Below are 26129 nucleotides of genomic sequence, written 5' to 3'. Positions count from 1 at the left end.
TTATTCTTCTTCAGAAGGTTTTTCCATAACAAAATCTTCCATAAATTTTGTAGTATAATTTCCAGCAACATAATCTGGATGTTCCATTAATTGTCTATGAAAAGGTATAGTCGTTTTTATACCCTCTATGACGAACTCGTCTAAAGCACGTTTCATCTTACTAATGGCTTCTTCACGTGTTTGCGCTGTTGTAATTAACTTTGCAATCATAGAGTCGTAATTTGGCGGAATACTATAACCCGCATACACATGTGTATCTAAACGTACTCCATGTCCGCCTGGTGCATGTAAGGTAGTAATACGTCCCGGTGAAGGGCGAAATCCGTTATAAGGATCTTCTGCATTAATACGGCACTCGATAGCATGTAAGTTTGGTGTGTAATTTTTCCCAGTAATTGGCTGTCCTGCTGCAACAAGAATTTGCTCACGAACTAAATCGAAGTCAATAACTTGTTCTGTAATAGGATGCTCAACTTGAATACGCGTATTCATTTCCATAAAGTAAAAATCGCGATGTTTATCTACCAAAAATTCGATAGTACCAACACCTTCATACTTTATATATTCTGCTGCACGAACAGCAGCTTTACCCATGGCATCGCGTAATTTCTTCGTCATAAATGGCGAAGGCACTTCTTCAGTTAACTTTTGGTGACGACGTTGTACAGAACAATCACGTTCAGACAAATGGCAGGCTCTTCCTGTAGAATCACCAACAATTTGAATTTCAATATGTCTAGGTTCTTCAATAAGTTTCTCCATATACATACCATCGTTTCCAAAGGCAGCCTTAGCTTCTTGACGTGCAGAATCCCACGCGTCTTTTAAGTCTGCTTCTTTCCAGATTGCACGCATACCTTTTCCACCACCTCCAGCTGTAGCTTTTAGCATAACAGGATAACCTGTTTCTAAAGCTATTATTTTGCAAGTTTCGAAATCTGGTATAATACCATCACTACCGGGTACACAAGGTACTCCTGCAGCTTTCATGGTTTCTTTAGCAGTTGCTTTATCTCCCATTTTAGAGATCATCTCTGCAGATGCACCAATAAACTTAATATCGTGTTCCTCACAAATTTTAGAAAACTTAGCGTTTTCTGAAAGGAAACCATATCCTGGATGAATAGCATCTGCATTAGTAATTTCTGCAGCAGCAATGATATTAGACATTTTTAAATAGGATTCGCTACTTGGTGCAGGTCCAATACAAACGGCTTCGTCTGCAAATTTTACGTGCAAGCTTTCTGCATCGGCTGTAGAATATACTGCAACCGTTTTAATTCCCATCTCTTTACAGGTTCTAATAACACGTAGTGCTATTTCCCCTCTATTTGCTATTAGTATCTTCTTAAACATAACATAACATATATAATTTAAAAATCTCAAATTCCAAATTCCAAGTGTCTTGGGATTTGATTTGGAATTTCAAAATTTGTTATGATGGATCTACCAAAAATAACGGTTGATCGAATTCTACTGGAGACGCGTCATCTACAAGTATTTTAACAATTTTACCAGAAACTTCTGATTCTATTTCGTTAAAAAGTTTCATAGCTTCAATAATACAAAGTACATCGCCTTCACTTATAGTTTGCCCTACTTCTACAAATAAGGGTTTATCTGGAGAAGGTTTTCTATATAAGGTTCCAATAATTGGAGACTTAATAGTTATATATTTTGAATCTTCTGCAACTGGAGCTGCCGTTTCTGGAGTTGCGGCTACAGGCTGTTGTTGTACAACTGGCGCTTGTGCTACAGGAGCACCTACGGGTATTTGTTGTACATAAGTTGTAGTTTCTCCTTTATCGTCACCACCTGTTTTGATGGTAATCTTTACATCATCTGTTTCTAATTTAACCTCGCTTGCACCTGATTTAGCAACGAATTTGATTAAATTTTGAATGTCTTTTAAATCCATAATAAATTAGATTTTAAAATAAGTTATTATTAGTGAATTAGGAATTGTATGCCCATGTTAAATAAATAGATCCCCATGTAAAACCACCTCCAAAAGCTGCAAAAACTAATTTATCGCCTTTTTTAAGTTGTTTTTCATAATCGAAAAGTAATAATGGTAATGTAGCTGAAGTTGTGTTTCCATACTTCTCTATATTAATCATTACTTTATCAGAATCTAGTTCAATTCTATTAGCTGTAGCATCTATAATACGCTTATTTGCTTGGTGGGCTACTAACCAAGAAATTTCGTCTTTAGATAAATTATTTCTTTCTAAAATTCTAACAGCAACGTCTGCCATATTAGACACAGCGTTTTTAAATACTGTTTTTCCGTCTTGAAACACGTAATGCTTTCCTTCGGCTAAAGCTTCAGGTGTAAGAGGAAATGATGATCCGCCATAAGTGGCTTGTAGAAAATCTCTACCGTTACCATCACTTCTTAAATATTCGTCTTGAAATCCTAAACCTTCTTCATTAGGTTCGAATAAGACTGCACCGGCACCATCACCAAATATAATACATGTTGCACGGTCTTTATAATTAATCATTGAAGAGTTTTTGTCTGCTCCGATTAATAATATTTTTTTATAACGTCCGCATTCAATATAACTTGATGCTGTAGACATCCCAAATAAAAAGCTTGAGCATGCCGCCTCTAAATCGTATGCAAAGGCATTTACTGCTCCAATTGCTGTAGCTGTAAACGACGCTGTAGCTGCTGCTTTCATATCAGGAGTAGCTGTGGCTACGATAACTAAATCTATGTCCTTAGGGTCTACACCAGATTTATTAATAAGATCTTCGGCAGCTTTAATAGCAAGAAAAGAGGTTCCTTTACCTTCTTCCTTTAGAATACGACGCTCTTTAATTCCTGTTCTTAAAGTGATCCATTCATCATTAGTTTCAACCATAGACTCTAACATCTTGTTTGTTAAAACATAATCTGGAACATATCCTCCGACAGCTGTTATAGCCGCTGTTATTTTACTCATACAGTATAAATTATTGAACCAATAAATTAAACAATTAGACCTTAATCATAAATTTCATGGCCAAATTACTTAATTTTTTAGTTTAATTAGATGCAAATTAAATTGTTTTTGACTTATAGTAAACTATATGACAAAAAAAACGCTCACAAGGAGCGTTTTTTTATATGCATGCATAATAATTATGCTAAATTTTCTTCTACTTCTGAGTTATCAATTAAAACTTGACCTCTGTAGTATAATTTACCTTCGTGCCAGTGTGCTCTGTGATATAGGTGAGCTTCTCCTGTTGTTGGACACGTAGCAATTTGTGGCGCAGTTGCTTTATAATGTGTTCTTCTTTTATCTCTTCTTGTTTTCGAGATTTTTCTTTTAGGATGTGCCATTTTCTATTTATTTATTATCCGTTAATAGTTTCTTTAATGTATTCCAGCGAGGGTCTGACTCCTCTTGGTCTTTTTTTTCTTCCTTAATCTTAGGACTCAATTCTTCTAACTTATCAAGTAATTCAGACTGTAACGTTCCATCTTCAACTCCTGGATGTACACGCTTTGTCGGTACTGCCAATACAATTAATTCGTAAATATACTGTTGTATATTTAATTCATACTCCCCATGAGGAATAATTAACAAATCAATTTCATCGTCATTATAATCGTCACCAAAATTCACTACCAAATCAAATTCATTTTGAATAGGTTGATCGTAAGGTTCATTTGTAACATCACAATAAACGTTTACAGTTCCCGAAATTTCAAAATGCAACTCTAGTAACGTTGTCTTTTTTTCAAAAACAACATGCACTTGTACGTTTGCATCATTAAAATCTTCATACTCAAAATGTGTAAAGAACTCTTGTCCAATTTGATAATCGAATTCATGTTTGCCTAATTTTAATCCAATAAATTGAATTGTAAATTCTTTCAACAGCTTCATTTTCATATCTAATTTGAGCCTGCAAATATATGAATTTTTATTTTACACAAGCTTACTTATAAACATTTTTTTGTTTATATCTTTTTTTAACGCTATTTTATACTCTTTTAACAAGAGCATCATACTCTAAACGGTGTTTAAAAATCTGAATCCCTGCAAATAAGGCTTCTTTAAAAGATGTTTCGTTTGCAATACCTTTTCCAGCAATCTCGAAAGCAGTACCATGGTCTGGAGATGTTCTTACTTTACTTAATCCTGCCGTGTAATTAACACCTTCCCCAAAAGATAATGTTTTAAACGGAATTAAACCTTGATCGTGGTAAGAAGCTATTATTGCATCAAAATTCTTATAATTATTAGATCCAAAGAAACTATCGGCAGCATATGGTCCATACACTAACTTACCAGTTTCTTTAATGTTCTGTAAAGTTGGGCGCAACACCTCATCGTCTTCATTTCCTATAACACCATTATCTCCAGTATGTGGATTAATACCTAAAACTGCGATTTTTGGTTTAGAAATCTGAAAATCTTTTTGAAGCGATGTATATACCGTTGCTATTTTCTTTTCAATTAATTCTGGAGTAATGTGTTTAGCAATTTCACTTACAGGTACATGATCTGTTAACAAACCTACCTTTAAGAAATCGGTAATCATAAACATTAAACTCTCTCCTTCTAATTGCTGCGCTAAATAATCTGTGTGACCTGGAAATTTAAATTTCTCTGACTGTATATTATGTTTATTAATAGGTGCAGTAACTAACACGTCTACAGTTCCATCTTTTAAGGCTGCGGTTGCTGCTTCTAAAGATTTAATAGCGTACTCGCCTATTTTAAAATCTTCTTGACCAAAATTAATAGATACATTCTCTTTCCAAACATTTAAAACATTAATCTTACCTACTATAACTTGATTGATATGATTGATGCCATTAAAGTTTATGTCCATTTTAAAATGATTCTTAAAAAAAGACATCACTTTAACTGATGCGAAAATCACTGGGGTACAAAATTCAAGAATTCTTGGGTCTTCAAAAGTCTTTAAGACGATTTCTCCACCAATACCATTCAAGTCTCCAATTGAAATTCCAACTATAATATTTTCTTCTTTCTTCATTAAACTTGATAACTATTTTGTTCGTAATTTTACCACTACAAATTTAACCAAATAAATGAATTAATATGTTTACAGGAATAATAGAAAATTTAGGTCGTGTTGCCAATCTTAAATCAGATCAAGATAATCTTCATGTAACCATAGAGAGCCATTTAGCTTCAGAATTAAAAATAGACCAAAGCGTAGCCCATAATGGCGTATGCTTAACAGTTGTTGGTATTAAAGATAATACATACACTGTTACTGCCATTCAAGAAACTTTAAATAAAACCAATTTAGGAACACTTAAAGTAAATGATTTAGTGAATTTAGAACGCGCTATGCTACTTGGAGATAGACTTGACGGACATATTGTACAAGGACACGTAGACCAAACAGCGACATGTATAGCTGTTAAAGAAACTTCTGGTAGTTGGCTATTTACGTTCGACTACGATAAAGAGTTAAATAATATAACTATTGAGAAAGGATCTATTACAGTAAATGGAACTAGCTTAACCGTTGTTGATTCTAAACGAAATCAATTTAGTGTAGCCATTATTCCTTTTACATATGAACACACGAACTTTAAGTATTTTAAAGTAGGAGATGCTGTAAATTTAGAATTTGATGTTTTAGGAAAATACGTTAAACGCTTATTAGAATTTGATATTAAATAATCTTATCTTTTGATAGATTTTTTAATTCCATAATATGCTCCAGCAGCTAACAAAATAGTTATACCTCCATCTATTGGAGTTCCTGGAGGTGGAGGAGCACCTTGTACTGCGGGTGTTGGAGGTACATCTGACTGTGAGAAACACGTAGTCCCAACCATTAAAAACACGAATAAAATAAGTTTGAATTTCTGATTCATTACATTAGTTGTAGGCTATATAAAATTTAGGTTTAAAACGAGTTATTAACCTAAGTATTATAATCGGGGATAAATTTAGCATATTTTTTTTTACTTTAACAAATATTCCTTCCGCTATTTTAGCGTTTTTCTTGATTTCTCAAACATTTACAGGTTTAAATACAGATATTCGCTATAGAAACCCTAATAAGCGTATTAAAACACATTCCGAAAAAGATAAAATTCTATGAATAGATGTTACTAAACTGTATTACATCACTAGGATGAAATATATAATTACAAAAAAACAATGATTATATATTTCAATAATCTATATAAAAACACGAAACAATATCGTTTTTATTAAGAACAAGAAAAACGTCTTATCTATACCCTCCTATTTATATATTATAAAATAATTTAGAAACAGTTAATCTTTAAAAAGTTAAGCTAAATTCATATTTTTATACGCATATTATCTACTCAGATTCTAATTACAGGTAATCCTTTATGAAAAAACGCACGACATTAAAACAAATTGCAAAAGTCTTTAACGTGTCTATTGCAACAGTTTCAAAAGCCTTAAAGGATAGTCATGAAATTAGTGTTGCCACCAAAAATAAAATCCAGGAATACGCTAAAAACAATAACTACAGACCAAATAGCATCGCACTAAGTTTACTGAATAGAAAAACAAAAACAATAGGTGTTATAATGCCTTCTATTTTAAATCCGTTTTTTGTTAAAATTTTTAGTGGTATTGAACACATTGCAAACGATAAAGGCTACAATGTGATTACCATAGTATCTCACGGAAAGCTAGAGAAAGAAATCACGTCTATACATATGCTGGAAAATGGCTTAATAGATGGTTTACTTATTTCTTTAAGTGAAGAAACTGAAGCTAAACAACATTTTGGACATTTAGAAGAATTTATAGACAATGCTGGACCCATTGTTATGTTCGACCGTATTTCGGATTCAGTAAATACAGATAAGGTTATTGTAGACGATTTTAATTGTGCTTATAAAGCAACAGAACACCTTATAAAAACTGGATGTAAGCACATATCTGTAGTATCTACACTAGATAATGTTGGTATTATCAAATTAAGAATAGACGGGTATTTAAAAGCCTTAGAAAATTATAACATCCCGATAAATGAGAAAATAATAAACCTAATAAAGCCAGGTTACGATTTTGAAACTGAAATTAAAACAATGCTTGATTACCAAAAGGTTGATGCTATTATAGGTCTAGAAGAATTTTCTGCAGTAGAATCTATGGTTATTGCACAAGACCGAGGTTATACTATTCCAGATGATATTTCGATTATTAGTTTTACTAATAGCGATTTTTTTAAGTATACTAAGCCATCTATTACTTGTATTAATCAACACAGTGTGTTTATGGGCAAAACGGCTACAGAGATTTTAATTTCTAAAATAGAACAACCACCTAATACAGAAAGTGTCTTTGAAACTAAAACCATAAAAACAACCTTAGTAGAACGCAAAAGCACAAAACCTCTAGTGCATACCTATTGATTTTGTGCTTACTTATATGTAATAAAAAGTTTATTATTTTTTAGTCCACAAATCGTTCATATCTTCTAAAGTTTTCCCTTTCGTTTCTGGTATAAATTTCCAAACAAAGAAGGCTGCTAAAACGCCCATTAAACCGTAAATCCAATAGGCAAATCCATGATTAAATTGCTCTATTAAATAACTATTTTTATCCATCATTGGGAATGTCCAAGACACTAAATAGTTAGCAACCCATTGGCAACCTACAGCAACAGCCAAGGCTTTACCTCGAATATTATTAGGGAATATCTCCGACAAAAGCACCCACGTTACAGGCCCCCAACTCATTGCAAATCCGGCTACATAAACCAACATACAAATTAGAGAAAACATACCTAAAGAATGCATGAAAAATGAAGTTCCAAGAGCAAACATCGCTATAGCCATGGCTAAAGCTCCAATAATCATTAATGGTTTTCTTCCAAATTTATCAACAGTTTGCATTGCCAGAACAGTAAACAATAAATTTATAGCACCAACAATAATGGTTTGTAACAATGCTGTATCTGTACCAGACCCCATACTCTTAAAGATTTCAGGTGCATAATACAATACAACATTAATTCCGACAAATTGCTGAAATACAGACAGTAAAATACCAAATATAATTACAGGAATACCATAGGAAAATAGTTTTCCTGAATTTGCAGTCACTGTATTTTTAATATCTGCTAAAATCACTTTAGCTTCTTCAAAACCATTTACACGAGTTAAAACCTGTAATGCTTTTTCTGGTTTAGATTGTAAAACTAAAGATCTTGGAGTATCCGGAACAAACATTAAAAAGAAAAGAAAAAGACTAGCAGGAATAATTTCTGAAGCAAACATCCAACGCCAACCAATAGTATTTAACCACGTATCATTTCCTAAGCTTGAAATATAATAATTCACAAAATACACAATTAGCATCCCGAATACGATTGCGAATTGATTCATAGACACTAAACGGCCTCTACTATTTGCTGGTGCAATTTCAGCTATATAAAGGGGAGAAAGCATAGACGCTAATCCTACTCCTACACCTCCAATAATACGATATACTATAAAAAAATACATAAAGGTATGATCGCCTTCCCCAATTGGTTTTACAAATAACTCGGGAGCAGAAGATCCAATAGCTGAAATTAAAAATAACACTGCTGCTAAAATCAATCCGTTTTTTCTACCCAATTTCCGACTAATAAAACCTCCAGAAATTCCGCCTATTATACAACCAATTAATGCACTAGATACTAAAAATCCTAAACGTGCATTAGACGCCATCTCAGACAACCCAAAGGGCAATACAAAAAACTTTTCTAAAGAACTTACGGTACCAGAAATTACTGCTGTATCGTACCCAAAGAGAAGGCCACCTAAGGTAGCAACCAAGGTTAAGCGCCATAAAAAGGCGGAATTGTGTGAAGTTGACATGATATTATAGTTTGTTTGTTAAATGAATGTGCAAAAAAACTGTATCGTCATTCTGGTTAAATACACGATACAGTTTTGTAATATTAAAACCGAAATGAATATACTAAATATATTGGTTAATTATATTTTCGAATAATTCTTGTTTTCCGCTTTGTAACTGTAATTCGCCATTTTCTTGCGCGATTTTATATAAATCTGTAAAATTTAATGCCCCGTTTTCAAAATCTTTTCCTTTTCCGGAATCGAATGAACTGTAACGCTCAGTTCTTAATTTTTCGTAAGCTGAAGACGAAATAATTTTATCTGCAGTGAGTAACGCTCTTGCAAAGGTATCTGCACCTCCAATATGTGCATGGAAGACATCTTCCATATCTGTTGAATTTCTTCTGATTTTAGCATCAAAATTAATTCCTCCTCCTTGTAAACCACCTGCTTTTAAGAACACCAACATGGCTTCAGTAGTTTCCTGAATGTTATTTGGGAATTGATCTGTATCCCAACCATTTTGATAATCTCCGCGATTTGCATCTAAACTTCCTAGCATACCAGCCTTTGCTGCAACTTCGATTTCGTGTTGAAAAGTATGTTGTGCTAAAGTTGCATGGTTAACTTCTATATTAATTTTAAAATCCTTTTCTAATCCGTATTCTTTTAAGAACCCAATGGCAGTTGCACTATCAAAATCGTATTGATGCTTCATAGGTTCCATAGGTTTAGGCTCTATTAAAAAATTTCCTTTAAACCCTTGAGATCTTGCATAATCTCTGGCCATACCTAAAAACTGTCCCATATGGTCTAATTCGCGTCCCATATCTGTATTTAATAAGCTCATATAACCTTCACGGCCACCCCAAAACACATAGTTTTCTCCATTTAAAGCAATAGTAGCATCCATCGCTAATTTTATTTGTCCGCCAGCTCTAGCCAATACATTAAAATCAGGATTGGTAGATGCTCCATTCATATAACGCGGATTAGAAAAACAATTCGCTGTTCCCCAAAGTAATTTCACGCCAGAAGCGGCTTGCTTTTCTTTTAAATAATCCGTTATAGTTGCTAGTCTACTTTCTAACTCGCCAAAAGATCCTCCTTCTCTCACTAAATCCACATCGTGGAAGCAATAGTAATCAAAACCCATTTTAGTTATAAACTCAAAAGCAGCATCCGCCTTTTCTTTAGCTGCTTCAATAGCATCTGTTGGTTTATCCCAAGGGAAATTTAATGTTCCAGGACCAAAAGGATCTCCTCCTGTACCACAGAACGTATGCCAGTACGCAATTGCAAATCTAAAGTGTTCACGCATTGTTTTTCCCGCAACGACTTGTTCAGGGTTATAATATTTAAATGCTAAAGGATTGTCAGACTCTTTTCCTTCAAATTTAATATCTCCAATACCTTTGTAATACTCTTTATTTCCTATTGTTGCCATAATTTATTTATGTTTTAATATCATTTCTAATTCAGTTTTCCATTGTTTGTATGCTGCTTCAAACGGTGCTTTATCTTGCAACGGCCTATAAGTCATTACATGATCGTTTTTAGTAATGTTCTCTCCAAATGTTTTAAAATCGCCATCTGTTAAACCAGCAGCTCTAGCCGCACCAACAGCGCCAGTTGTATTATAAATTTCTATATCGTGATTTATTAAAGTGGCCACTGTATTCGAAAAAATTTCAGATCTAAATAGATTATCATTACCTGCTCGAATTACTTTAATCTCTCCGATATCTTTTCTAAGAATTTCTACACCATACACAAATGAAAATGCGATACCTTCTAAAGCTGCGCGATACAAATGCGCATTGTTATGTTGATTTAAGTTTAGGTTTAAAATATGTGTTCCTATATTTTTATTTTCTAACATACGTTCGGCACCGTTACCAAACGGAATAATTACCACACCATTGGAACCTACATCTACTTTTGAAGCTTTGTCATTCATCACTTCATAGGAATCATTTCCACAATTATTACGCAACCAACGGTACTGAATTCCTGCACCATTAATATTTAAAAGTGTTCCTATAACGGGTTTAGTTGCAGTATAATTTACGTGTGCAAAATGATTAACTTTTGAAATTTCTTGTGGCTTTAAATTATTTGATACGGCATACACTACGCCCGATGTTCCTCCTGTTGCTGCCACTTCGCCCGGATTAAAGATATTAAGAGACAAGGCGTTATTTGGCTGATCGCCGGAACGATATGTTACTTGAACGCCTTCTGAAAGCCCTGTTTCACTAGCAGCTTGTGTGTTAACCTCACCTTGATTTGTAAAATTTTCTACAATCTCTGGCACTAAATCTTTATCTATTCCATAGTATTTTAATAAGTCTGTCGCCACATCATCCTCACTATAATTCCATAAAACACCTTCAGACAAACCATTTTTTGTGGTTACCATCTTACCCGTTAATTTATACGCTATAAAATCTCCAGGCAACATAAATTTATAGGTGTTTTTATAAATTTCAGGTTCATTATCTATCACCCATTTTAATTTCGATGCTGTAAAATTTCCAGGTGCATTTAACATATGTGTTCCACAAAGATCTTTTCCTAAATCTTGTAAAGCTGTGCGACCTATTTCTACAGCACGACTATCGCACCAAATAATAGAATTTCTTAACGGTTGGCCTTTTTTATCTACAATAACTAAACCGTGCATTTGATAAGAAATACCGATATTTTTAATCTCAGAAAGATTTACTTGAGCTTCACTTGTAACGCGTTTTATGGCTTTACAAACATGCGTCCACCAAATGTTTGGATCTTGTTCGGCCCAATCTGGATTAACAGCAATAATCTCCATCTCGTTTGGCGGTTCGTGAAGTGATACTATTTTTTTTCCGCTTTTAGCATCAACCAAGGCAACCTTAACTGATGAACTTCCTAAATCTATTCCTAAGTGATACATTTCTAATGAAAAATATAATTTTGAGTAACGTTAATACACATTGTATATAATGAAGGTTTCACGCCTAAGCTAAACGCCAATTTTAACGATAGTTAAACAACACATTCATTTATATGTGAAATTATGAATTTTAAAGCTAAATATTAAATTATATTTAAAACAAGCACACTAATTAATCATATTCAAAATTGAGAAAAAAAGAAATTAAACAATTTAAAACCGCTGAAACATCAACAAAACAAGCCTTTTACAAGCTAAGTCTATTATAAGCACAACTCTATAAATTGTTTACTTAAAGGTTTAAGTAAATTTTTAAGTGAATGAGAGTATTAATATCAGTAAAAAAGAAAAAAACCTCCAAAACTATATGTTCTGAAGGCTTAAATCCAATTGTTTGCTATTAATTATTGATGCTAATTCTTAGTAATTTGTTATGTAGAATAATCTAAATTACGATTATATTTTTTGGTTAATAATACAAGGTTCATGTCTAAACGTTTTAATGCGTGATCGAGAATCTCGTTTATTCTTATATTAGTTTTAATGTGTTTTAAGGACGTGTTATGAATATTGAAAAAATAATTCATAATGTGACTTTGTTGTCTATATATAGAAAAGTTTTCTAGTATAGCTATTTTGGAAGTTGAAATATGCGTATTAGCTTTAACAAATACAGGTGATAAATGATTTTCTATAGAAGTTACAAAATCATTACTTTTAAATGTAAAACTTTGTAAAGTTGAAGTAAGTGTTGTAGATATTGGAGATATAATATTAGCGACAGATGCTATAGGTTTAAATTTTAAATATAAATACAATTTGTAAATTGAAATTCCTGCATTAAAAACAAGCCAGCCAGAAGCTACAATATAAATGCCATAATTTAATGGGTGGTATATTGGGTTTAAATACACGCCTTTTAATAATTGTTGAAATGCGAATAAACTAAATACGGTAACAATAAGTAATAAAAAAGCACTAACCAATATTAGTTTACTATTAAGATTCATTTTTACAGGTGAAAGTGCTTCGTTTTTAAATACAGACTGATCTAAACTTTCAAAGTCGCTAAAGATAGCTTCTGAAATGTTAAATTGGTTTGTATTTAATATTGCCGTTTTCATGTGTTGTGTAATTCTAAATTGCTAATTTATTTAAGATCCAATTACATACTTGGAATCGGAAATAAATTAGCAATACACGTGCCAACACATATAAAACACTGTAAAACAGTGTTTTAACACAAAAACAACAATAATATTAGTGTGTAATTTTTATACACTTAAGTATCTAACGTATACTAATTATACATGAAGACGATACACACTTTTTGAAACTGAATGGGTAATACACTTATAACTGTATGATCTATGAACAACTGCTGAGCTTTTAAATACTTTGATTTTTGTATCTACATACAATTTGATGTATAAATTCTAGCTTTTCTTTCACTTTGTTAGAAATTACAAAAGGATACACATCTGTAATCCCCATAGACCTATTAATACTATTCACAGCATAAAACAACGGGGATACTTCATCCAGAATGGTTTTAAAAGACAAGTTCTCTTTATAAGGATATAAAGTAGACACACGCATATGTTCCGAATTTTTTAGATTAGGCTTTCCTTCTAAACCAAAATAATAAGCCGTTTCCATAGTATCTAGAATGTGAAGATAATGTGCCCAAGTTTCGGCCCAATCTTCCCACGGATGAGATGATGCATACGTACTTATAAAGTTATCTTTCCAGTTTTTAGGCGCCCCATTCTTATAGTGTTCCTGTAAAGCCTCTCCATAATCTAAAGTTTCATCTCCAAATAGATCTCTGTATTCTTTTAAAAAAGTATCATTATTTCTGAAAATCAGATCCCAATAGTAATGACCAACTTCATGCCTAAAGTGTCCAATTAAGGTTCTGTATTTTTCATTTAAAGAAATACGCATCTCTTCACGAGTTACAGTATCTGCTTCTGCTAAAAGAATTGTAATAACACCATTTGCATGACCTGTCATTATTTTCTTTTCTCCTGCATTAGCAACTTCTTCAGAAAGAAAATCGAAAAACAATCCACCTTCAGGATCATCAAATTTACTTATAGTAGGAAGTTCTAATCGCTTTAACGTATAGATAAGTCTGTGTTTTGCAATTTCCATAATTTGCCAACGTTCGTAATATTCGGGAACGGTTAAATCTGGAATGGTTCTGTTTAAATCGCAAGAGGTACAAAATCCATTGTCATCATCAATAGGCACTAACCAATTACACGCATGTAAACTTTTATTCTTGCAGTAAATGTATTTATCGCCGTTAACAACCCATTGCAAATTGCTAGTGCTGTTAGATAGTATTTCATTATTAATGTCTAAATATCCCAAGGCCGATCCACAACTTTCGCAAGTTGTATTTTCGAAAAACACTGGAAAACTACAATGACTACACTGAAATATTTTCATAAGAAAAGACGTTTTAGAGGTAAATTATTACTGGTTATACTTAATAATTTAGCACCAAATATAATCTAATTTTTAATCGAAAAATGGAAGAGCTAATGATTTGTATTTTTTTGAATTGAATCCTTTTAAATACAAATTAAAAAAGAGCTAGTAATACACCTAAGACATGTGTAATAGAAGCTCTTTTAACCTTTATAAAACTGATAATGCTGTAAATTTATACAAAGTACAAATCAAACCAAAATAGTAAAAGGTATTTTTTAAATCAATCCTAAATCTTTCACAATAGCAACCAAATGAGTTACGTTTTTAGCTTTAAAATCTACTTTTAATTTATTGAGACGCTTTTCTATAGAGCTTAAACTACGCGGAGTAATGTTTTGCTGTTCTAACAATGTGCTAATATCGCTTTGTGATAAACCTTGAGACAGATAATTAATAAGGTTAATATCGTAGTCTTGGATTTCTAAACTAGCATGAGGACTTAATGCATTTTGTACTTGTGGTGATAGAAATATTTTTTTGTCTTGTATATCGAGTATTGCTTGCCCTAATTCCAAAGAACTTCTGCGGCCTTTACAGACATATGCGTTTACATTATATTTATTAATTAATGTTCTTACACGTTGTAAACGATCTTCCATAGAATACACTATAATTGGCAACGTAAGCCCATATCCTCTTACTGCGATAACAAGTTCGTCTCCTGAAAGAATTTCCCCTTCATGAAAATCTTCTTTAAAAGATAAATCTGTAATTAATAGATCAAATGGCTCCTTATCTAAATCGGCTTTTTTAAGTTTAAGAAAGGCATCGTCACAATATTGAGCTTTTTCAACATTAATAACACCTTTAGTATTGAGTACTGTTAATACTCCTTCGTTTACAACATCGTAATCATCTACTATTAAAACTTTTTTAAACATGGCTATATAACTATTTTAGCTTTAAAACCTTTACCTGGTTCAGTTTCAAATGTAATAGTTCCTTTAATAGTATTTATACGGTTTTCCGTATTATGGATTCCAAATCCTTTTTTTAATTTACAACCAAGTCCATTATCACTATAAAATATTTCAATTTTTTTATTGATTTTACTAAACTTTAAAACAACAATAGAAGCCTCACTATGCTTTTTCATATTAACTAATAGCTCCTGAATTACGCGATAAATAGCGACTTTTTTATACGTTTTCATGTTGTTCCAATCTATCTCTGGAGCAGATTGTTTTATTACGTTAACCCGATTACTTTTATAAGCAAGTAATAAATCATTTAATAGTTCTTCGAAATTTGAATCAACATCGAGCGTATTATTTTCTTTTGAAATATCTCGAGTTCTAGCATAAATACCATCTAAATCATCTAATATATCTTCGGTAACGTGGGGTTGTTCTTGTAATTTATTTAAAACGCTATGAATGTCATTAGCAACCTCATCATGTATCTTTTTAGAAATACGTGTTTTTGTATTATAAATCTCGAACTGTTTTTCTTTTTTGTATTTGTAACGTTGAAATACAAACACAAAGACAGACATTAGAGCAATAAAAATTCCAATAGATAAATACGTTAATTTCCAGCGCTTTTCTCGTTCCCTTTTTAATAAGTTCTCATTAGCTTGATTTTCTGTTTCAGTATAATCGTATTTAGCCTTTGAGTATTTATTTTCTTGTAAAAGTTTAGCTGTTTTTAAACTATCTGTAAGGGTTAAATAGTGATTTATATAAGGGTTAGATTCTATAGATAATAGATTAATTAAAGCATTTTCTATAAACGACGGACTATTAATTTGCTTGGCTAATACATATGCCTTTTTACCATAGACCCGTGCGGTTTTAAAATCGCTCCTATCTTTATAATATTCGAACAAATGTGCATAACTCGCATATAAACTACTTGAATGATTTATTGCCAATTTTAAGCGTAAAGCTTTAAGCATATTTTCTAAACCTTCTGGTTTATTTAGTTTGGATTGTACAAACCCTAAATTATCTAAAACTCTATAGATTTGTATAGTGTCTGTTAACTGCTTACTGTTGTTATATATTTTTACAAATTCTTGTTCTGCCAATTCTAACTTATTTTGTTTAATATAAATTAGGGCTCTGTTATTTTCAATAATATTAATGTGTTCTTGAGCTGTGGCAAGTTTTAGGCTTTTATTGTAGTATTTAATAGCCAAATCGTAATCTAGTAGCTCGTTATAAATTTTACCAAGCCTATTATAAAGTCCGATTTTATTTGTTTTTGCGAATTCGGAATCGGAATGACTTAACCAAGAAAGCGCAACAACTGCAGAATTTTCACTACCATAATAATCTCCTAAAGAATATTGTATCATTGAAATTTTCTGAGTATAATACACCACATAAGATGTATCTTTCTCTGCAATACTTTCAGTTTTCATTTTATCGAAAAACACATAAGCTTTGGCTAAATTGGTCTCGTTATTAAGATTCGAGATCAACTTATTATAATACGATAAACTATCAATTTCTGTGTTTTGAAAACCAAAAACGGTATGCATTGGAAAGACAAATATTAGGATGAAAACTCCTAGAAATAAGTTTCTGTTTATTAAAACATTCATACATTAAAAATATGAAGATATTTTGAATTTATTACAGGTAAGAATGTAAGATGTTTGGGATTAGCGATTGTGAGTAATGAGTGTATTTAGTTATTCTTTTTATGACAATTTGAATTCTTGATATTTCTGATTTACATAATCTTTCATTTCACGTTCAAAACGCTCCTGTGAGAATTGCATTGTATGTGATCTGATTACAGATGGATTGAAGGTTTTCTTTTCAAAGTTTTGAATTGCATTTTCTATTGCAGACTCAGTTTGTTCATCAAAAAACACACCTGTAACATTATCTAATACTGTTTCTTTTAAACCACCCTTATTTAGTGCTATAACAGGTGTACCACAGGCTTGTGCTTCTACCGGAATAATTCCAAAATCTTCCTCTGCTGCAAAAATAAAAGCTTTAGCACGTTTCATGTAATCATGAAGTTCCTCTTTAGGTAAAAATCCTAATAACACTATATTATCCTTTGCTATTTTCTGAATGTTTTTAAATTCTGGACCATCTCCTGAGACAAAAAGTTTTTTATTTGGTAGATTATTAAAAGTTTTCACAATTAATTCTATCTTTTTATAAGGCACCATTCGAGATGCAGTAAAATAAAAATTTTCTTTTTCTTCACAGAAAGGCATATTATTTACATCTACTGGTGGGTAAATTACAGTGGATTCCCTATTGTATATTTTTTTGATACGCTTAGCTATATAATTAGAATTCGCAATAAAAAAATCTACTCTATTACTTGATATTATGTCCCAGTTTCTCAATTTATGTAAAACATATTTTGCATAAATTGATTTAAGACCGGAGGTTAAATTAGCCTCTTCTAGGTATTGATGATACAAATCCCAAGCATAGCGCATAGGTGAATGGCAATAGCAAATATGTAATTGGTTTTGATTTGTCAAAACACCTTTTGCTACTGCTGCAGAAGAACTTAATATTAAATCATAATTACTTAAATTAAATTGCTCTATAGCGTATGGAAACAATTGAAGAAACTTTCTATGATTTTTACTAGCAGTAGGCAATTTTTGTATAAAACTTGTATTTACAGACGCCCCATTTAAAACATCTGATCTATCCTTTTCATTCAAAAAATCAATAAGTGCAAAGTGGTCAAAATCATCCCAAATGGAATTAAACGATTGAATCACTTTTTCTGCACCACCATTTACATAGTACCAATCATGTACTAACGCTTTTTTCATATACACAGGTTTAAATGTAAAAACACATATTTATAATAATTATAATGAAGGTATTATGTTTGCTTAAAAAATAACAGAAAGTTTCTTAAATTATTATTTAACTAGTACCACTTTTGGATTGCTTTTTTTTTGATTTAATTTTAAATAATAAAATAAAGTATTAAAAAAAGCAAATAGCATTACCCCTGCCTCCCTTTCAAACAAATTTTCGGTTAATAATGCTAAAAAGAAAATTATTACTAAAGACTTGTGAAGCTTTGTAGAACCTTTAAACATTAAAAGTAAGTATCCTAAAAGAAATATAGGACCAAATATACCATAGGTTAACCATGCATTTAAATACTGATTGTGCGTATTATACCTGCGCATAACAAAATCATCATATGAACTATAATCTAAACTTTCATAACAAATATTTAGTTCTTTTTGAACATTCCCTAAACCTAAACCTAAAATCCAATTAGTTTTAAGAGTTTCCATTCCACAATAATATATTCCTAACCTAAAATTAACATTTTTAGAATTTTCATGTGTTTTTGGCAGTTTAAATTCAATATTGGAAATTTCATAAAACCTCCTTTTAATCGGATTTAAAAAAGAAAGGCTTAATGCTATAATTATAAATAAAATTCCTATTTTAATTATAATTTTCTTTCTTAAAAAAGATAGTCCATAAAAAGTAAACGCAATAAAAGTGCAAAATAGAGCCATTCTTGCGGTAAAAAATATCATGGAAATAAAAAGGATTATAATTGAAATAAAAAATAGAGCCTTAAACTTTTTTTTAATCGTCTTTTCTAATAGAAAACTAAAAAAAATAATACATGAAAATCCAAATAACAAACCTAAATAAGGCAAATGATATCCACTAATTTCACTGAAAATCTTCCTAACAATCGGATTATAATAATTATCCGATTCTAAAACCTTTACTACTCCTTTTTTAAAAATTACGGCCCAGATATATAAGGCCAATATTACATTTGAAACACTAAAACATAAAATAATTTTTTTGATTAAACTACTAGTTATTTTATCTCTAATCAAAAAAACAAAAACAGGAAAGACTAAAAAAGCTGCTTTAGTCTCTAAATCTTTCATTCCCTCTGTAACATTATGAGTTATAATGAAAGATAAAATAGCTATTAAATAATAGCTGCTTAAAATCAATATTGATTTACTGTTTTTAAATATATTTTTAATAGGTTTATTTTGTACTCCTTCTATTAAACTTGTTACACAAAACAAAATAATTACCCAAATAGTTAAACGCATTCCTATTAAAGGGAAACTAGCTATTAAAATTAGAGCTATATTATTAACTTTATTTACGAACATCTAAACTCTTAATTTCTTTTTCTAGGATAGTTAAATAATTTGTACTTCTCAGGTGCTCTTGAGCTTTTATCACTGTTATACTTTTATCTTTAGTTTTCAATAAATTTATCGTGTTTATTTTAAACTCTTCAGGAGTATTAGCTTCAAAAAACATTTCTTTATTTATTAGACCAACACCTTCACTTCCAATTGTCGTAGAAATTACTGGTAGCCCATTTACAATTGCATTTATTGATTTTAATTTAACGCCTGTGCCATGTCTCATAGGATTAATAAAAACACTTGAAAAGTTATATATAACCTCTAAATCCTTTATATTTAATTGCAAATCAATTCTTTCATATTTACTAAATAAAGCTCTGAAATACTCTTCTCCTTTATCACCAGTACTTCCACAAATAATTAATTTATAATCTAAAAATTCATTTGCTACAAAATCATGAACATTCTTCAAATACCACAGAATAGCTTCTAGATTGTTATCCATATATAATGAGCCTACAAACAAAACTTGTCTTCCTTTTAAATCACGGTTAACAAATTTTTGATTAATCGGAGGTGGTAAATGAATTGCGTTATTTTTTCTCTGACCTAAACGTTCCAATTCATCTAAAGAAATAAACCACAGTCTGTCTATTTTATTGTACAAACTACTTCTTAATCGTTTAAATTTTATCTCTTCAGAAAAATAGTATGCTTTTTTAAAAATTTTAGAAGTGCTTTTAGATAATTCATTAAAATATTTTGACTCATCGTTATGAACTCTTAATATATACTTTTTTGCATTAAATGTTTTATTTTTCAATACTAAGCTCACATATTCTGACTCTAGTAAAATAAAATCGAAATCACGATTTATAATTATACTCTCAAGCCCTTTTCTTGACATAATTTGCAAAGGTTTTTGAGAAAACAGATCTATAATTCTATTTTTTCTTTGAACAAAATACAGCTTTGAAACATATTTTTCGACTTCAAAAACATCTACTTCTTTTGGTTTTGTTTTCGCGGTAAACAATAAGTGAACTTCCAAACCTAAACGATGTAAACCTTTTATTTTTTCCCATATATCATATGCGCCTCCAAATAAGGTTGGGTATGGAAAAAAAGCTGACACAACAAGAACAGATTTTTTAAGACTCATGAACTAATTGATTTTTATTTTTTAAATAAATAAATTGAGATACGACCAAAAACATAATACATGGATACTCCATTTCAATTGGTAAAACAAATATGGTCATAAAAATGAAGAAAAAAGTTCCAAATAATAAATAAGAATTACTCTTGTTATAAATTATTAATTTATAACACATATAAATGTATAAACCTACTCCAAAAACACCTAAAGTAATTGCCCAATGTCCAATTGTAGATTTTATATCAATATTTTTATCACTACCTCTTTCTAAATAAATTTGAATTTCAGCCGTATTCGCAAAATCGCCTAAAATAACCTTGGTAATTTTACTCACTTCATCCAAATAATTTAACGTATACACATAGTTTAATCCCCCCGTACCAATTGGATGAAAAATAACAGAATATAAGCCTGCAATAAGACCAGTATACCTAGTCATTAATGAAACTGAATAAGAATGAATTTTTTCAGGAGATAAATAAGGAACAATAAAAAAAGTAAAAATAATACCTGCTATTAGAATACCAAATAGTAAATATTTAGGTTTAATTTTAAATATAATATATAAAATAAAGGCGAGAATAAAAGACAACAAGAAACCCTTACTATCCGTATTAAATAGGTAAACTAGAAAGAAAAAAATTACTACAAAATACCTTAGTTTACTTTTAGTGTATAAAAGTGATAACAAGCTAAAAAACATCACCATTGTTCCTGTAAAACTAGATTCGGCTGTTAATAATCTAATACGCCAATAATATTCATGTCTATTTGAATGAAGAAAATTCCAAGCACTTGGTTTTTGAGGCCATATCCAATTCTTATTAATTTCCATTATTTCGACTAACAGTACTACAAATAATATTAAAATGATATAAAAGGAAAGGTTTGAGACTATTTTCTCTGAATCAATTTTAGTTAAAGTATTATCTAAATTCCTAATCAAAAGGATAATAAAAATATAATATACTGATTGTTTGAGAGTTTTTACAATGATATTCTCACCTAAATAACTAATCTCACCAAAAAATACTGTAAACGAAATATAAACACAACTTACTATTAGAAATAATGCTAAAAAGGATACAAACAATAGTCCTATATCTCCTCCTATTGTTAGCCATTTCTTATTAGTAAAAGCTGTATAAATTTCAAATGCTAATAAAAAAGGGCAAAGGACAACTAAAGGAGTTGACCCTATTCTGCCTATTACGGTACTTAAATAAAAATCTTGCCAAATGATTGTCAACATTAAGATAAATAACCAAATAGAATATAGTTTCTTTTTTGAAACCTTCAATTTCATATCTTTTTAAATTTAGAAATTGGTCTATCAAACATTATCATAATAGCATTTTTTGCATATTTAATTTGACCTCTTTTCAATCTATTAAAAATTACAATCAAAAAACCAATATATGTAAATGGAAGGTATCTAAAATAATATTTCTTAGTAAACTTTAATCTATTTTTAAGCGTATAGTAGTCTGAAAACTCACTTCTAACTAAGGCTTTACCTGTACCTATACTTGCACCTACTTTATGATAAACAATTGAATTCTTCGCATATTTTGTATTAAAACCCTTCTTTTTTCCTCTTATAACCCAATCCAATTCTTCATAATATAGAAAATAAGATTCTTCCATCAATCCTACTTGTTCTAAAAACAATTTGGTCACTAACATGGAAGCCCCTATAGGGTAGTCTATTTTTTCATTTTCATTTAAAGAACTTAGAAACTTACCGTTCAATATAGGTTTTGAAGTCCCAAACCATTTATTCAACCTCCCTCCAACACCTTGAATTAATTCGGGTTTATGATAATAAACTAATACACTACCAACAATTCCCATTACGGGAGTCGTAGCCTTCACAAGTTCACTTAAAGCATCCTTTTTTACAACTGTATCATTGTTTAATAACCATACAAATTTATATAAACTGGAATTAACAATATGTTTTAAAGCAATATTATTACCTGCCGCAAACCCCTTGTTTTGATTTGCCCTAATTAAAATTAGAGAAGTGTCATTATCTTCGATATCGTCTTCCTCATAAAAAAGGCGATAAGGAATCGGTTTTTTCTCTAAAGGATAAACCAAACTATTAATTTTTGAATTTTTAACTTCTTGATTACCTTCAGCCCAAGATTTAATTTTATTTACGGATTCATCATTAATAGAATTATCTACAACAAATACTTTATAATTTACATCCTCGAGTTTAAAAACAGATTCCAAACATTCTATTGTATCCTCCCATGCATTAAAATTTAATAAAATTATGGCACAATAATTATTCTCCATTCTCAAAATGTCTAGTTAAATAATTATAAAAATCAGAACTTATAAGAGAATCGTTTTTTAAGTTTTTGATGTCCTGATCATAAACTTTCTGCAAATATTTTAACGCATTCTTATCCATAATCGGTTTATCTGTTTCTTTAAAAAAAATACCTTTAATAAAATCAATTGTGCTTTTGGGAAAATAATCCATTACTGAAAACAATTTGCTTTTATGATTTAATATAATTTTAGTTAAAGAATTTCTATGAGTTTTATATTTGTTATGGACAATTTCTAATTCAAAAGGAAAATTAGAATCGATTTCTAAAAACCTAGAAATTTCCTTTAGAGATTTTTCTGTATCTTTTGTGAGATCTTGAAAAGACACACAAAGAATTTGATCGTCTCTAAAAAACTTTCTATATTCTTGTAATTGATGGTAATACATTCCATGATCAACATATAAGTGATCTATACCCCAAATGCGTTGTTTTGTATTTTGAAAATCTGATTTAAGAGCGTCAAGAAAATTATCATTTGCCTCTATACCTAATCGTCTTTCCATTAAATACTGAGAGTATGCTCTATCTATCGGATCTCGCAAAACCACTATTATTTTTGCTTTTGGATAGTCATTAAATATTTTTCTTGCCGCTTTTTTGTCATAAAAATATGAAGGGCTACAATCCCCTAAATATGTTTCTGTTGTGGCATTTTCAAAAAGCGAATTATAAGTTTTTTTATCTTTTATTACTTTAGTATGATATGTTTTATTTTTTTTAGGTTTAATAAAATCAAAATCAACTTTAGACGTAGCATCTGAATAATAATGAATCTCTTTTACATTAGGTAAAAAAATTTCTGGATGTTGACTTAAATATTGATATATTGATGTTGTACCTGACTTTGCCGTACCGATCACAAAAAATCTCTTAAAAGTTTTAGTCATGTTTTTTCTGTTTTAGTTTTCTCAAAAACATACCAACAAAATTTTTTGCTATTTTTTGAGGACTTTGATTAACGGTTAAAGAGAGTAATGACCTTAAATTATAATTAGGCAAATTATAACCTAACATTTTAAGTGCCATTTTTCTGGAAATAATATTTTGTTTTCTAGTCAATTGATATGGTTGTATTTTATCAATATCTCTCAAATTAAAGGGTTTATTTTTTATAATATACCCTCCTTTAATTGCTTTATTAATAAGTTCTACTCCTTTTGAGGTCCTTTCTATAATGAGACTTTGACCTTCTTTTTCTTGAAAACTAGGATAACCACCCTTAGCCTCATCCCAGGCATCTGCACAGGTAATATCTGCAAACTCACCAGTACCATCTATACAAATTTTACATCTAAACTGTAAATGCTTATTTAAAATCCCCCCCCAAGATTCATTATAGCTCATTTTATATTCTTTGCTATTTTTATCAACAACTTTAAAAAAACCAGGCCAGCCTTCTCCCCTATACTTTAGAGTTTTAACATTATTTATATCAACATTCAATTTTTTTATAGTCTCTTTTGTTCCTTCAATGCTAGGTACACCAGCACACATAAAAGAAAACAAATACTTAATGTTTTTTTTAAACTCTGATTTCACATTAAGATACCTTCTAATAGCCGAAATATCGCAAGGTTTTGCTACAACAGCAAAAATAAGATTATCCTCTAATAAGCTTTTAATCACCTCTAAAGGTGATGAAGGCGCATATCGAGAACCAGAATTACTCAAGACATCTTCCGTAGTAAAACTCACTTTAGTTTCATTCAAATATGGTAATTTAGTTCCCGCTCCCACATGAACTATACAATCCACCTCTTTTGTTTCTAAAAGAAACACTGACAGAGCAGTTAAAACGCCTCCCGAAGACCCATTGTATCTTACATCCTTTTTTGTTGCAAACCCACTACTTATGTTAAAATAAGGTCCCCAAACATTATCAGAAACATTTGAAACATCATAGTTTAAATCATGCTTAACAATTATTCCAGGACAAAATTTACTAATATCCTCTAAAGTATCGTCTGAAATAGAATTTGGTAAAAAATCAGGTCTTAAGAATCCTTCTTTTGAAAGCTTCATTTCTATTTTATCACTAATCGAAGCACACAAGCCACAGCCTGCACATACATCCTGATCTATAACTTCTTCTAATAGATTCATAATTTTAACAATTCCCTATTATTTGTTTCTAAAAGCTTACTTTTAGTATCAGCTCTATTATTAAAAATAGCATGTATCTTTTTTATGAAATCTGGTATTTCTTCTTTTTTAAGATTAACTAAATTTAATACATGATCACCGCAACTAAACATATTAAATGTACCACTAAATTTATAAGAATAGGCCAATCCGACGGTAGGTACAGACCTAGAAAGGGCTGCTATACAAGAATGCATTCGTGATCCAGCAAAAAATATTGTTTGAGATATAATATATTTAATTTGTTGAGCATCGTAATCTTTATCGAAATAAAGCACGTTATTATTTTGACTATAAACAGTGTTTTTTAAATCTTTAATTGCTTCTAAATCATCTTCTCTGTTAGGCCTTATTTGATTATATGTATGTGGAATTAAAATAATACTAAAACCTTCACATATAAAAGAATCAATTAGTTCCTTTATAAACATTTTATAATAATTATATTTACCTTCCATAGATTTATAACTATTATAAAACATTAGGCCATTAACATTTAATCCGATTGTGTTAGCAGGAACCTTAAAATCAACTTTACTTGGACTCATATAGACAGCCATGTCAATAGTTTTGGTAAACTTTAGTCCTAATTGATTTAAATTATGAACAAATTTTTCATCTCTAACATAAATTTTATTTAGACGACTTAAAATTTGTTTAGACAATATTTTACCAATGAGTGTATTAAATGGTCCTATTGTTTGTGGCAAGAAAACTAGCTCTTTATTTAGCTTTAGCACTAAATTTGCATCGGCAAAATGTCTTAAAATTCTTTTAAAACCATAAATATCACTAAAACTATCCCCTTCATTTATATCATAAAACAAATCAGACTCATTTATTATATTAATAAGTTTATTAGTTGAAGGGGATCTATAAGAGGTTAAAGAAGCAAAATATAATGTTTTAGAATTAAAATAATGTATTTTAACTAATAACTTATTATTATCTACCCAAATATACTTTTCAACAGTTTTTTCTTGTGGACCTAAAGTAATTATATTAGGATTAATACTTTTATAATTATATTTTAATAAGGTTAAAGCTCCAATTCCTAATGCATTTACACCTCTATTATCACTTTCTAACGAAGCTCCTAGCAAAACAATATTTTTACTCATTAATCTCTATTTACTTAACTT

The 26129-nt window shown here is 30.5% G+C and carries 24 protein-coding genes; 2 read left to right on the top strand and 22 right to left on the bottom strand.

Features of this window, described 5'->3' with window-relative positions; all coding sequences use genetic code 11:
* From accC to pdxA, 6 genes are all read right to left on the bottom strand, one after another.
* Complete coding sequence (accC, locus tag AST99_RS02980) at positions 1-1356, bottom strand: acetyl-CoA carboxylase biotin carboxylase subunit (protein ID WP_057778992.1); 1356 nt, start codon at positions 1354-1356, stop codon at positions 1-3.
* A gap of 79 nt (positions 1357-1435) precedes the next feature.
* A complete protein-coding gene (gene accB / locus AST99_RS02975) occupies positions 1436-1918 on the bottom strand; it encodes an acetyl-CoA carboxylase biotin carboxyl carrier protein (protein ID WP_057778990.1) in 483 nt (160 codons plus the stop codon).
* Between the two features lie 37 nt (positions 1919-1955).
* The gene (locus tag AST99_RS02970) at positions 1956-2951 is read right to left on the bottom strand and encodes a beta-ketoacyl-ACP synthase III (RefSeq protein WP_057778989.1); all 996 of its coding nucleotides are present in this window, start codon (positions 2949-2951) and stop codon (positions 1956-1958) included.
* A 179-nt stretch (positions 2952-3130) separates the two neighbouring features.
* Positions 3131-3334 carry a 50S ribosomal protein L32 gene (gene rpmF, locus AST99_RS02965; protein ID WP_007647175.1) on the bottom strand — a complete coding sequence of 68 codons (204 nt, stop codon included), beginning with the start codon at positions 3332-3334 and terminating at the stop codon, positions 3131-3133.
* Between the two features lie 7 nt (positions 3335-3341).
* Positions 3342-3884: a YceD family protein gene (locus AST99_RS02960; RefSeq protein ID WP_057778986.1), complete on the bottom strand. Its 543-nt coding sequence runs from the start codon at positions 3882-3884 to the stop codon at positions 3342-3344.
* 97 nt (positions 3885-3981) lie between these two features.
* A complete protein-coding gene (gene pdxA, locus AST99_RS02955) occupies positions 3982-5004 on the bottom strand; it encodes a 4-hydroxythreonine-4-phosphate dehydrogenase PdxA (protein WP_057778984.1) in 1023 nt (340 codons plus the stop codon).
* Between the two features lie 65 nt (positions 5005-5069).
* On the opposite strand from pdxA, the gene AST99_RS02950 reads away from it, so the two are divergent.
* Positions 5070-5663 (top strand): riboflavin synthase, encoded by a 594-nt coding sequence (locus tag AST99_RS02950; protein WP_057778982.1) that lies wholly within the window; start codon positions 5070-5072, stop codon positions 5661-5663.
* A 2-nt stretch (positions 5664-5665) separates the two neighbouring features.
* Here AST99_RS02950 and AST99_RS02945 read toward each other — a convergent pair whose 3' ends face one another.
* Positions 5666-5860: a PID-CTERM protein-sorting domain-containing protein gene (locus AST99_RS02945; protein ID WP_057778980.1), complete on the bottom strand. Its 195-nt coding sequence runs from the start codon at positions 5858-5860 to the stop codon at positions 5666-5668.
* A 489-nt stretch (positions 5861-6349) separates the two neighbouring features.
* Here AST99_RS02945 and AST99_RS02940 point away from each other — a divergent pair, with 489 nt between their 5' ends.
* On the top strand, positions 6350-7387 hold the full coding sequence (locus AST99_RS02940) for a LacI family DNA-binding transcriptional regulator (protein ID WP_057778978.1): 1038 nt from the start codon (positions 6350-6352) through the stop codon (positions 7385-7387).
* Between the two features lie 33 nt (positions 7388-7420).
* On the opposite strand, the gene xylE is transcribed toward AST99_RS02940, so the two are convergent.
* The 15 genes from xylE to AST99_RS02865 all read right to left on the bottom strand — a co-directional run bounded on the left by xylE (position 7421) and on the right by AST99_RS02865 (position 26108).
* Entirely contained in the window at positions 7421-8839 is a 1419-nt protein-coding gene (gene xylE, locus AST99_RS02935; RefSeq protein WP_057778976.1) for a D-xylose transporter XylE, read from the bottom strand.
* Positions 8840-8942: 103 nt separating this feature from the next.
* Positions 8943-10268 carry a xylose isomerase gene (gene xylA / locus AST99_RS02930; protein WP_057778974.1) on the bottom strand — a complete coding sequence of 442 codons (1326 nt, stop codon included), beginning with the start codon at positions 10266-10268 and terminating at the stop codon, positions 8943-8945.
* Positions 10269-10271: 3 nt separating this feature from the next.
* The gene (locus tag AST99_RS02925; protein WP_057778972.1) at positions 10272-11756 is read right to left on the bottom strand and encodes a xylulokinase; all 1485 of its coding nucleotides are present in this window, start codon (positions 11754-11756) and stop codon (positions 10272-10274) included.
* 431 nt (positions 11757-12187) lie between these two features.
* Positions 12188-12880, bottom strand: coding sequence for a hypothetical protein (locus AST99_RS02920; RefSeq protein ID WP_057778970.1), 693 nt, complete (start codon positions 12878-12880; stop codon positions 12188-12190).
* Between the two features lie 265 nt (positions 12881-13145).
* Positions 13146-14213 carry a zinc-binding metallopeptidase family protein gene (locus AST99_RS02915; protein ID WP_057778968.1) on the bottom strand — a complete coding sequence of 356 codons (1068 nt, stop codon included), beginning with the start codon at positions 14211-14213 and terminating at the stop codon, positions 13146-13148.
* A gap of 260 nt (positions 14214-14473) precedes the next feature.
* Positions 14474-15139 carry a response regulator gene (locus AST99_RS02910; RefSeq protein WP_057778966.1) on the bottom strand — a complete coding sequence of 222 codons (666 nt, stop codon included), beginning with the start codon at positions 15137-15139 and terminating at the stop codon, positions 14474-14476.
* Positions 15140-15141: 2 nt separating this feature from the next.
* Positions 15142-16806, bottom strand: coding sequence for a tetratricopeptide repeat-containing sensor histidine kinase (locus AST99_RS02905; RefSeq protein ID WP_157486288.1), 1665 nt, complete (start codon positions 16804-16806; stop codon positions 15142-15144).
* A gap of 99 nt (positions 16807-16905) precedes the next feature.
* Positions 16906-18018, bottom strand: a complete 1113-nt coding sequence (locus tag AST99_RS02900) for a glycosyltransferase (protein WP_057778962.1) — start codon at positions 18016-18018, stop codon at positions 16906-16908.
* Positions 18019-18111: 93 nt separating this feature from the next.
* Positions 18112-19356, bottom strand: coding sequence for an O-antigen ligase family protein (locus tag AST99_RS02895; protein ID WP_057778960.1), 1245 nt, complete (start codon positions 19354-19356; stop codon positions 18112-18114).
* Positions 19343-20500 (bottom strand): glycosyltransferase, encoded by a 1158-nt coding sequence (locus AST99_RS02890; protein WP_057778958.1) that lies wholly within the window; start codon positions 20498-20500, stop codon positions 19343-19345. The genes AST99_RS02895 and AST99_RS02890 overlap by 14 nt, the downstream gene beginning before the upstream one ends.
* Positions 20490-21803 carry a hypothetical protein gene (locus AST99_RS02885; RefSeq protein WP_057778954.1) on the bottom strand — a complete coding sequence of 438 codons (1314 nt, stop codon included), beginning with the start codon at positions 21801-21803 and terminating at the stop codon, positions 20490-20492. The genes AST99_RS02890 and AST99_RS02885 overlap by 11 nt, the downstream gene beginning before the upstream one ends.
* Positions 21800-22804, bottom strand: a complete 1005-nt coding sequence (locus AST99_RS02880) for a glycosyltransferase family 2 protein (RefSeq protein ID WP_057778952.1) — start codon at positions 22802-22804, stop codon at positions 21800-21802. Before AST99_RS02880 ends, AST99_RS02885 begins: the two co-directional genes overlap by 4 nt.
* Positions 22794-23732 carry a sulfotransferase family protein gene (locus AST99_RS02875; RefSeq protein ID WP_057778950.1) on the bottom strand — a complete coding sequence of 313 codons (939 nt, stop codon included), beginning with the start codon at positions 23730-23732 and terminating at the stop codon, positions 22794-22796. The genes AST99_RS02880 and AST99_RS02875 overlap by 11 nt, the downstream gene beginning before the upstream one ends.
* Positions 23725-24948, bottom strand: coding sequence for a Coenzyme F420 hydrogenase/dehydrogenase, beta subunit C-terminal domain (locus AST99_RS02870; RefSeq protein ID WP_057778948.1), 1224 nt, complete (start codon positions 24946-24948; stop codon positions 23725-23727). The genes AST99_RS02875 and AST99_RS02870 overlap by 8 nt, the downstream gene beginning before the upstream one ends.
* Positions 24945-26108: a polysaccharide pyruvyl transferase family protein gene (locus tag AST99_RS02865; RefSeq protein WP_057778946.1), complete on the bottom strand. Its 1164-nt coding sequence runs from the start codon at positions 26106-26108 to the stop codon at positions 24945-24947. The genes AST99_RS02870 and AST99_RS02865 overlap by 4 nt, the downstream gene beginning before the upstream one ends.
* Positions 26109-26129 lie beyond the last annotated feature (21 nt).

This window comes from Formosa algae, from assembly GCF_001439665.1.
Classification (GTDB): domain Bacteria; phylum Bacteroidota; class Bacteroidia; order Flavobacteriales; family Flavobacteriaceae; genus Formosa; species Formosa algae.
This window is presented reverse-complemented; position numbering and strand designations above follow the sequence as displayed.

Coding starts and splice junctions, on each gene's coding strand:
- accC (WP_057778992.1), bottom strand. CDS start 1,356: ATGTTTAAGAAGATACTAATAGCAAATAGAGGGGAAATAGCACTACGT.
- accB (WP_057778990.1), bottom strand. CDS start 1,918: ATGGATTTAAAAGACATTCAAAATTTAATCAAATTCGTTGCTAAATCA.
- AST99_RS02970 (WP_057778989.1), bottom strand. CDS start 2,951: ATGAGTAAAATAACAGCGGCTATAACAGCTGTCGGAGGATATGTTCCA.
- rpmF (WP_007647175.1), bottom strand. CDS start 3,334: ATGGCACATCCTAAAAGAAAAATCTCGAAAACAAGAAGAGATAAAAGA.
- AST99_RS02960 (WP_057778986.1), bottom strand. CDS start 3,884: ATGAAGCTGTTGAAAGAATTTACAATTCAATTTATTGGATTAAAATTA.
- pdxA (WP_057778984.1), bottom strand. CDS start 5,004: ATGAAGAAAGAAGAAAATATTATAGTTGGAATTTCAATTGGAGACTTG.
- AST99_RS02950 (WP_057778982.1), top strand. CDS start 5,070: ATGTTTACAGGAATAATAGAAAATTTAGGTCGTGTTGCCAATCTTAAA.
- AST99_RS02945 (WP_057778980.1), bottom strand. CDS start 5,860: ATGAATCAGAAATTCAAACTTATTTTATTCGTGTTTTTAATGGTTGGG.
- AST99_RS02940 (WP_057778978.1), top strand. CDS start 6,350: ATGAAAAAACGCACGACATTAAAACAAATTGCAAAAGTCTTTAACGTG.
- xylE (WP_057778976.1), bottom strand. CDS start 8,839: ATGTCAACTTCACACAATTCCGCCTTTTTATGGCGCTTAACCTTGGTT.
- xylA (WP_057778974.1), bottom strand. CDS start 10,268: ATGGCAACAATAGGAAATAAAGAGTATTACAAAGGTATTGGAGATATT.
- AST99_RS02925 (WP_057778972.1), bottom strand. CDS start 11,756: ATGTATCACTTAGGAATAGATTTAGGAAGTTCATCAGTTAAGGTTGCC.
- AST99_RS02920 (WP_057778970.1), bottom strand. CDS start 12,880: ATGAAAACGGCAATATTAAATACAAACCAATTTAACATTTCAGAAGCT.
- AST99_RS02915 (WP_057778968.1), bottom strand. CDS start 14,213: ATGAAAATATTTCAGTGTAGTCATTGTAGTTTTCCAGTGTTTTTCGAA.
- AST99_RS02910 (WP_057778966.1), bottom strand. CDS start 15,139: ATGTTTAAAAAAGTTTTAATAGTAGATGATTACGATGTTGTAAACGAA.
- AST99_RS02905 (WP_157486288.1), bottom strand. CDS start 16,806: ATGAATGTTTTAATAAACAGAAACTTATTTCTAGGAGTTTTCATCCTA.
- AST99_RS02900 (WP_057778962.1), bottom strand. CDS start 18,018: ATGAAAAAAGCGTTAGTACATGATTGGTACTATGTAAATGGTGGTGCA.
- AST99_RS02895 (WP_057778960.1), bottom strand. CDS start 19,356: ATGTTCGTAAATAAAGTTAATAATATAGCTCTAATTTTAATAGCTAGT.
- AST99_RS02890 (WP_057778958.1), bottom strand. CDS start 20,500: ATGAGTCTTAAAAAATCTGTTCTTGTTGTGTCAGCTTTTTTTCCATAC.
- AST99_RS02885 (WP_057778954.1), bottom strand. CDS start 21,803: ATGAAATTGAAGGTTTCAAAAAAGAAACTATATTCTATTTGGTTATTT.
- AST99_RS02880 (WP_057778952.1), bottom strand. CDS start 22,804: ATGGAGAATAATTATTGTGCCATAATTTTATTAAATTTTAATGCATGG.
- AST99_RS02875 (WP_057778950.1), bottom strand. CDS start 23,732: ATGACTAAAACTTTTAAGAGATTTTTTGTGATCGGTACGGCAAAGTCA.
- AST99_RS02870 (WP_057778948.1), bottom strand. CDS start 24,948: ATGAATCTATTAGAAGAAGTTATAGATCAGGATGTATGTGCAGGCTGT.
- AST99_RS02865 (WP_057778946.1), bottom strand. CDS start 26,108: ATGAGTAAAAATATTGTTTTGCTAGGAGCTTCGTTAGAAAGTGATAAT.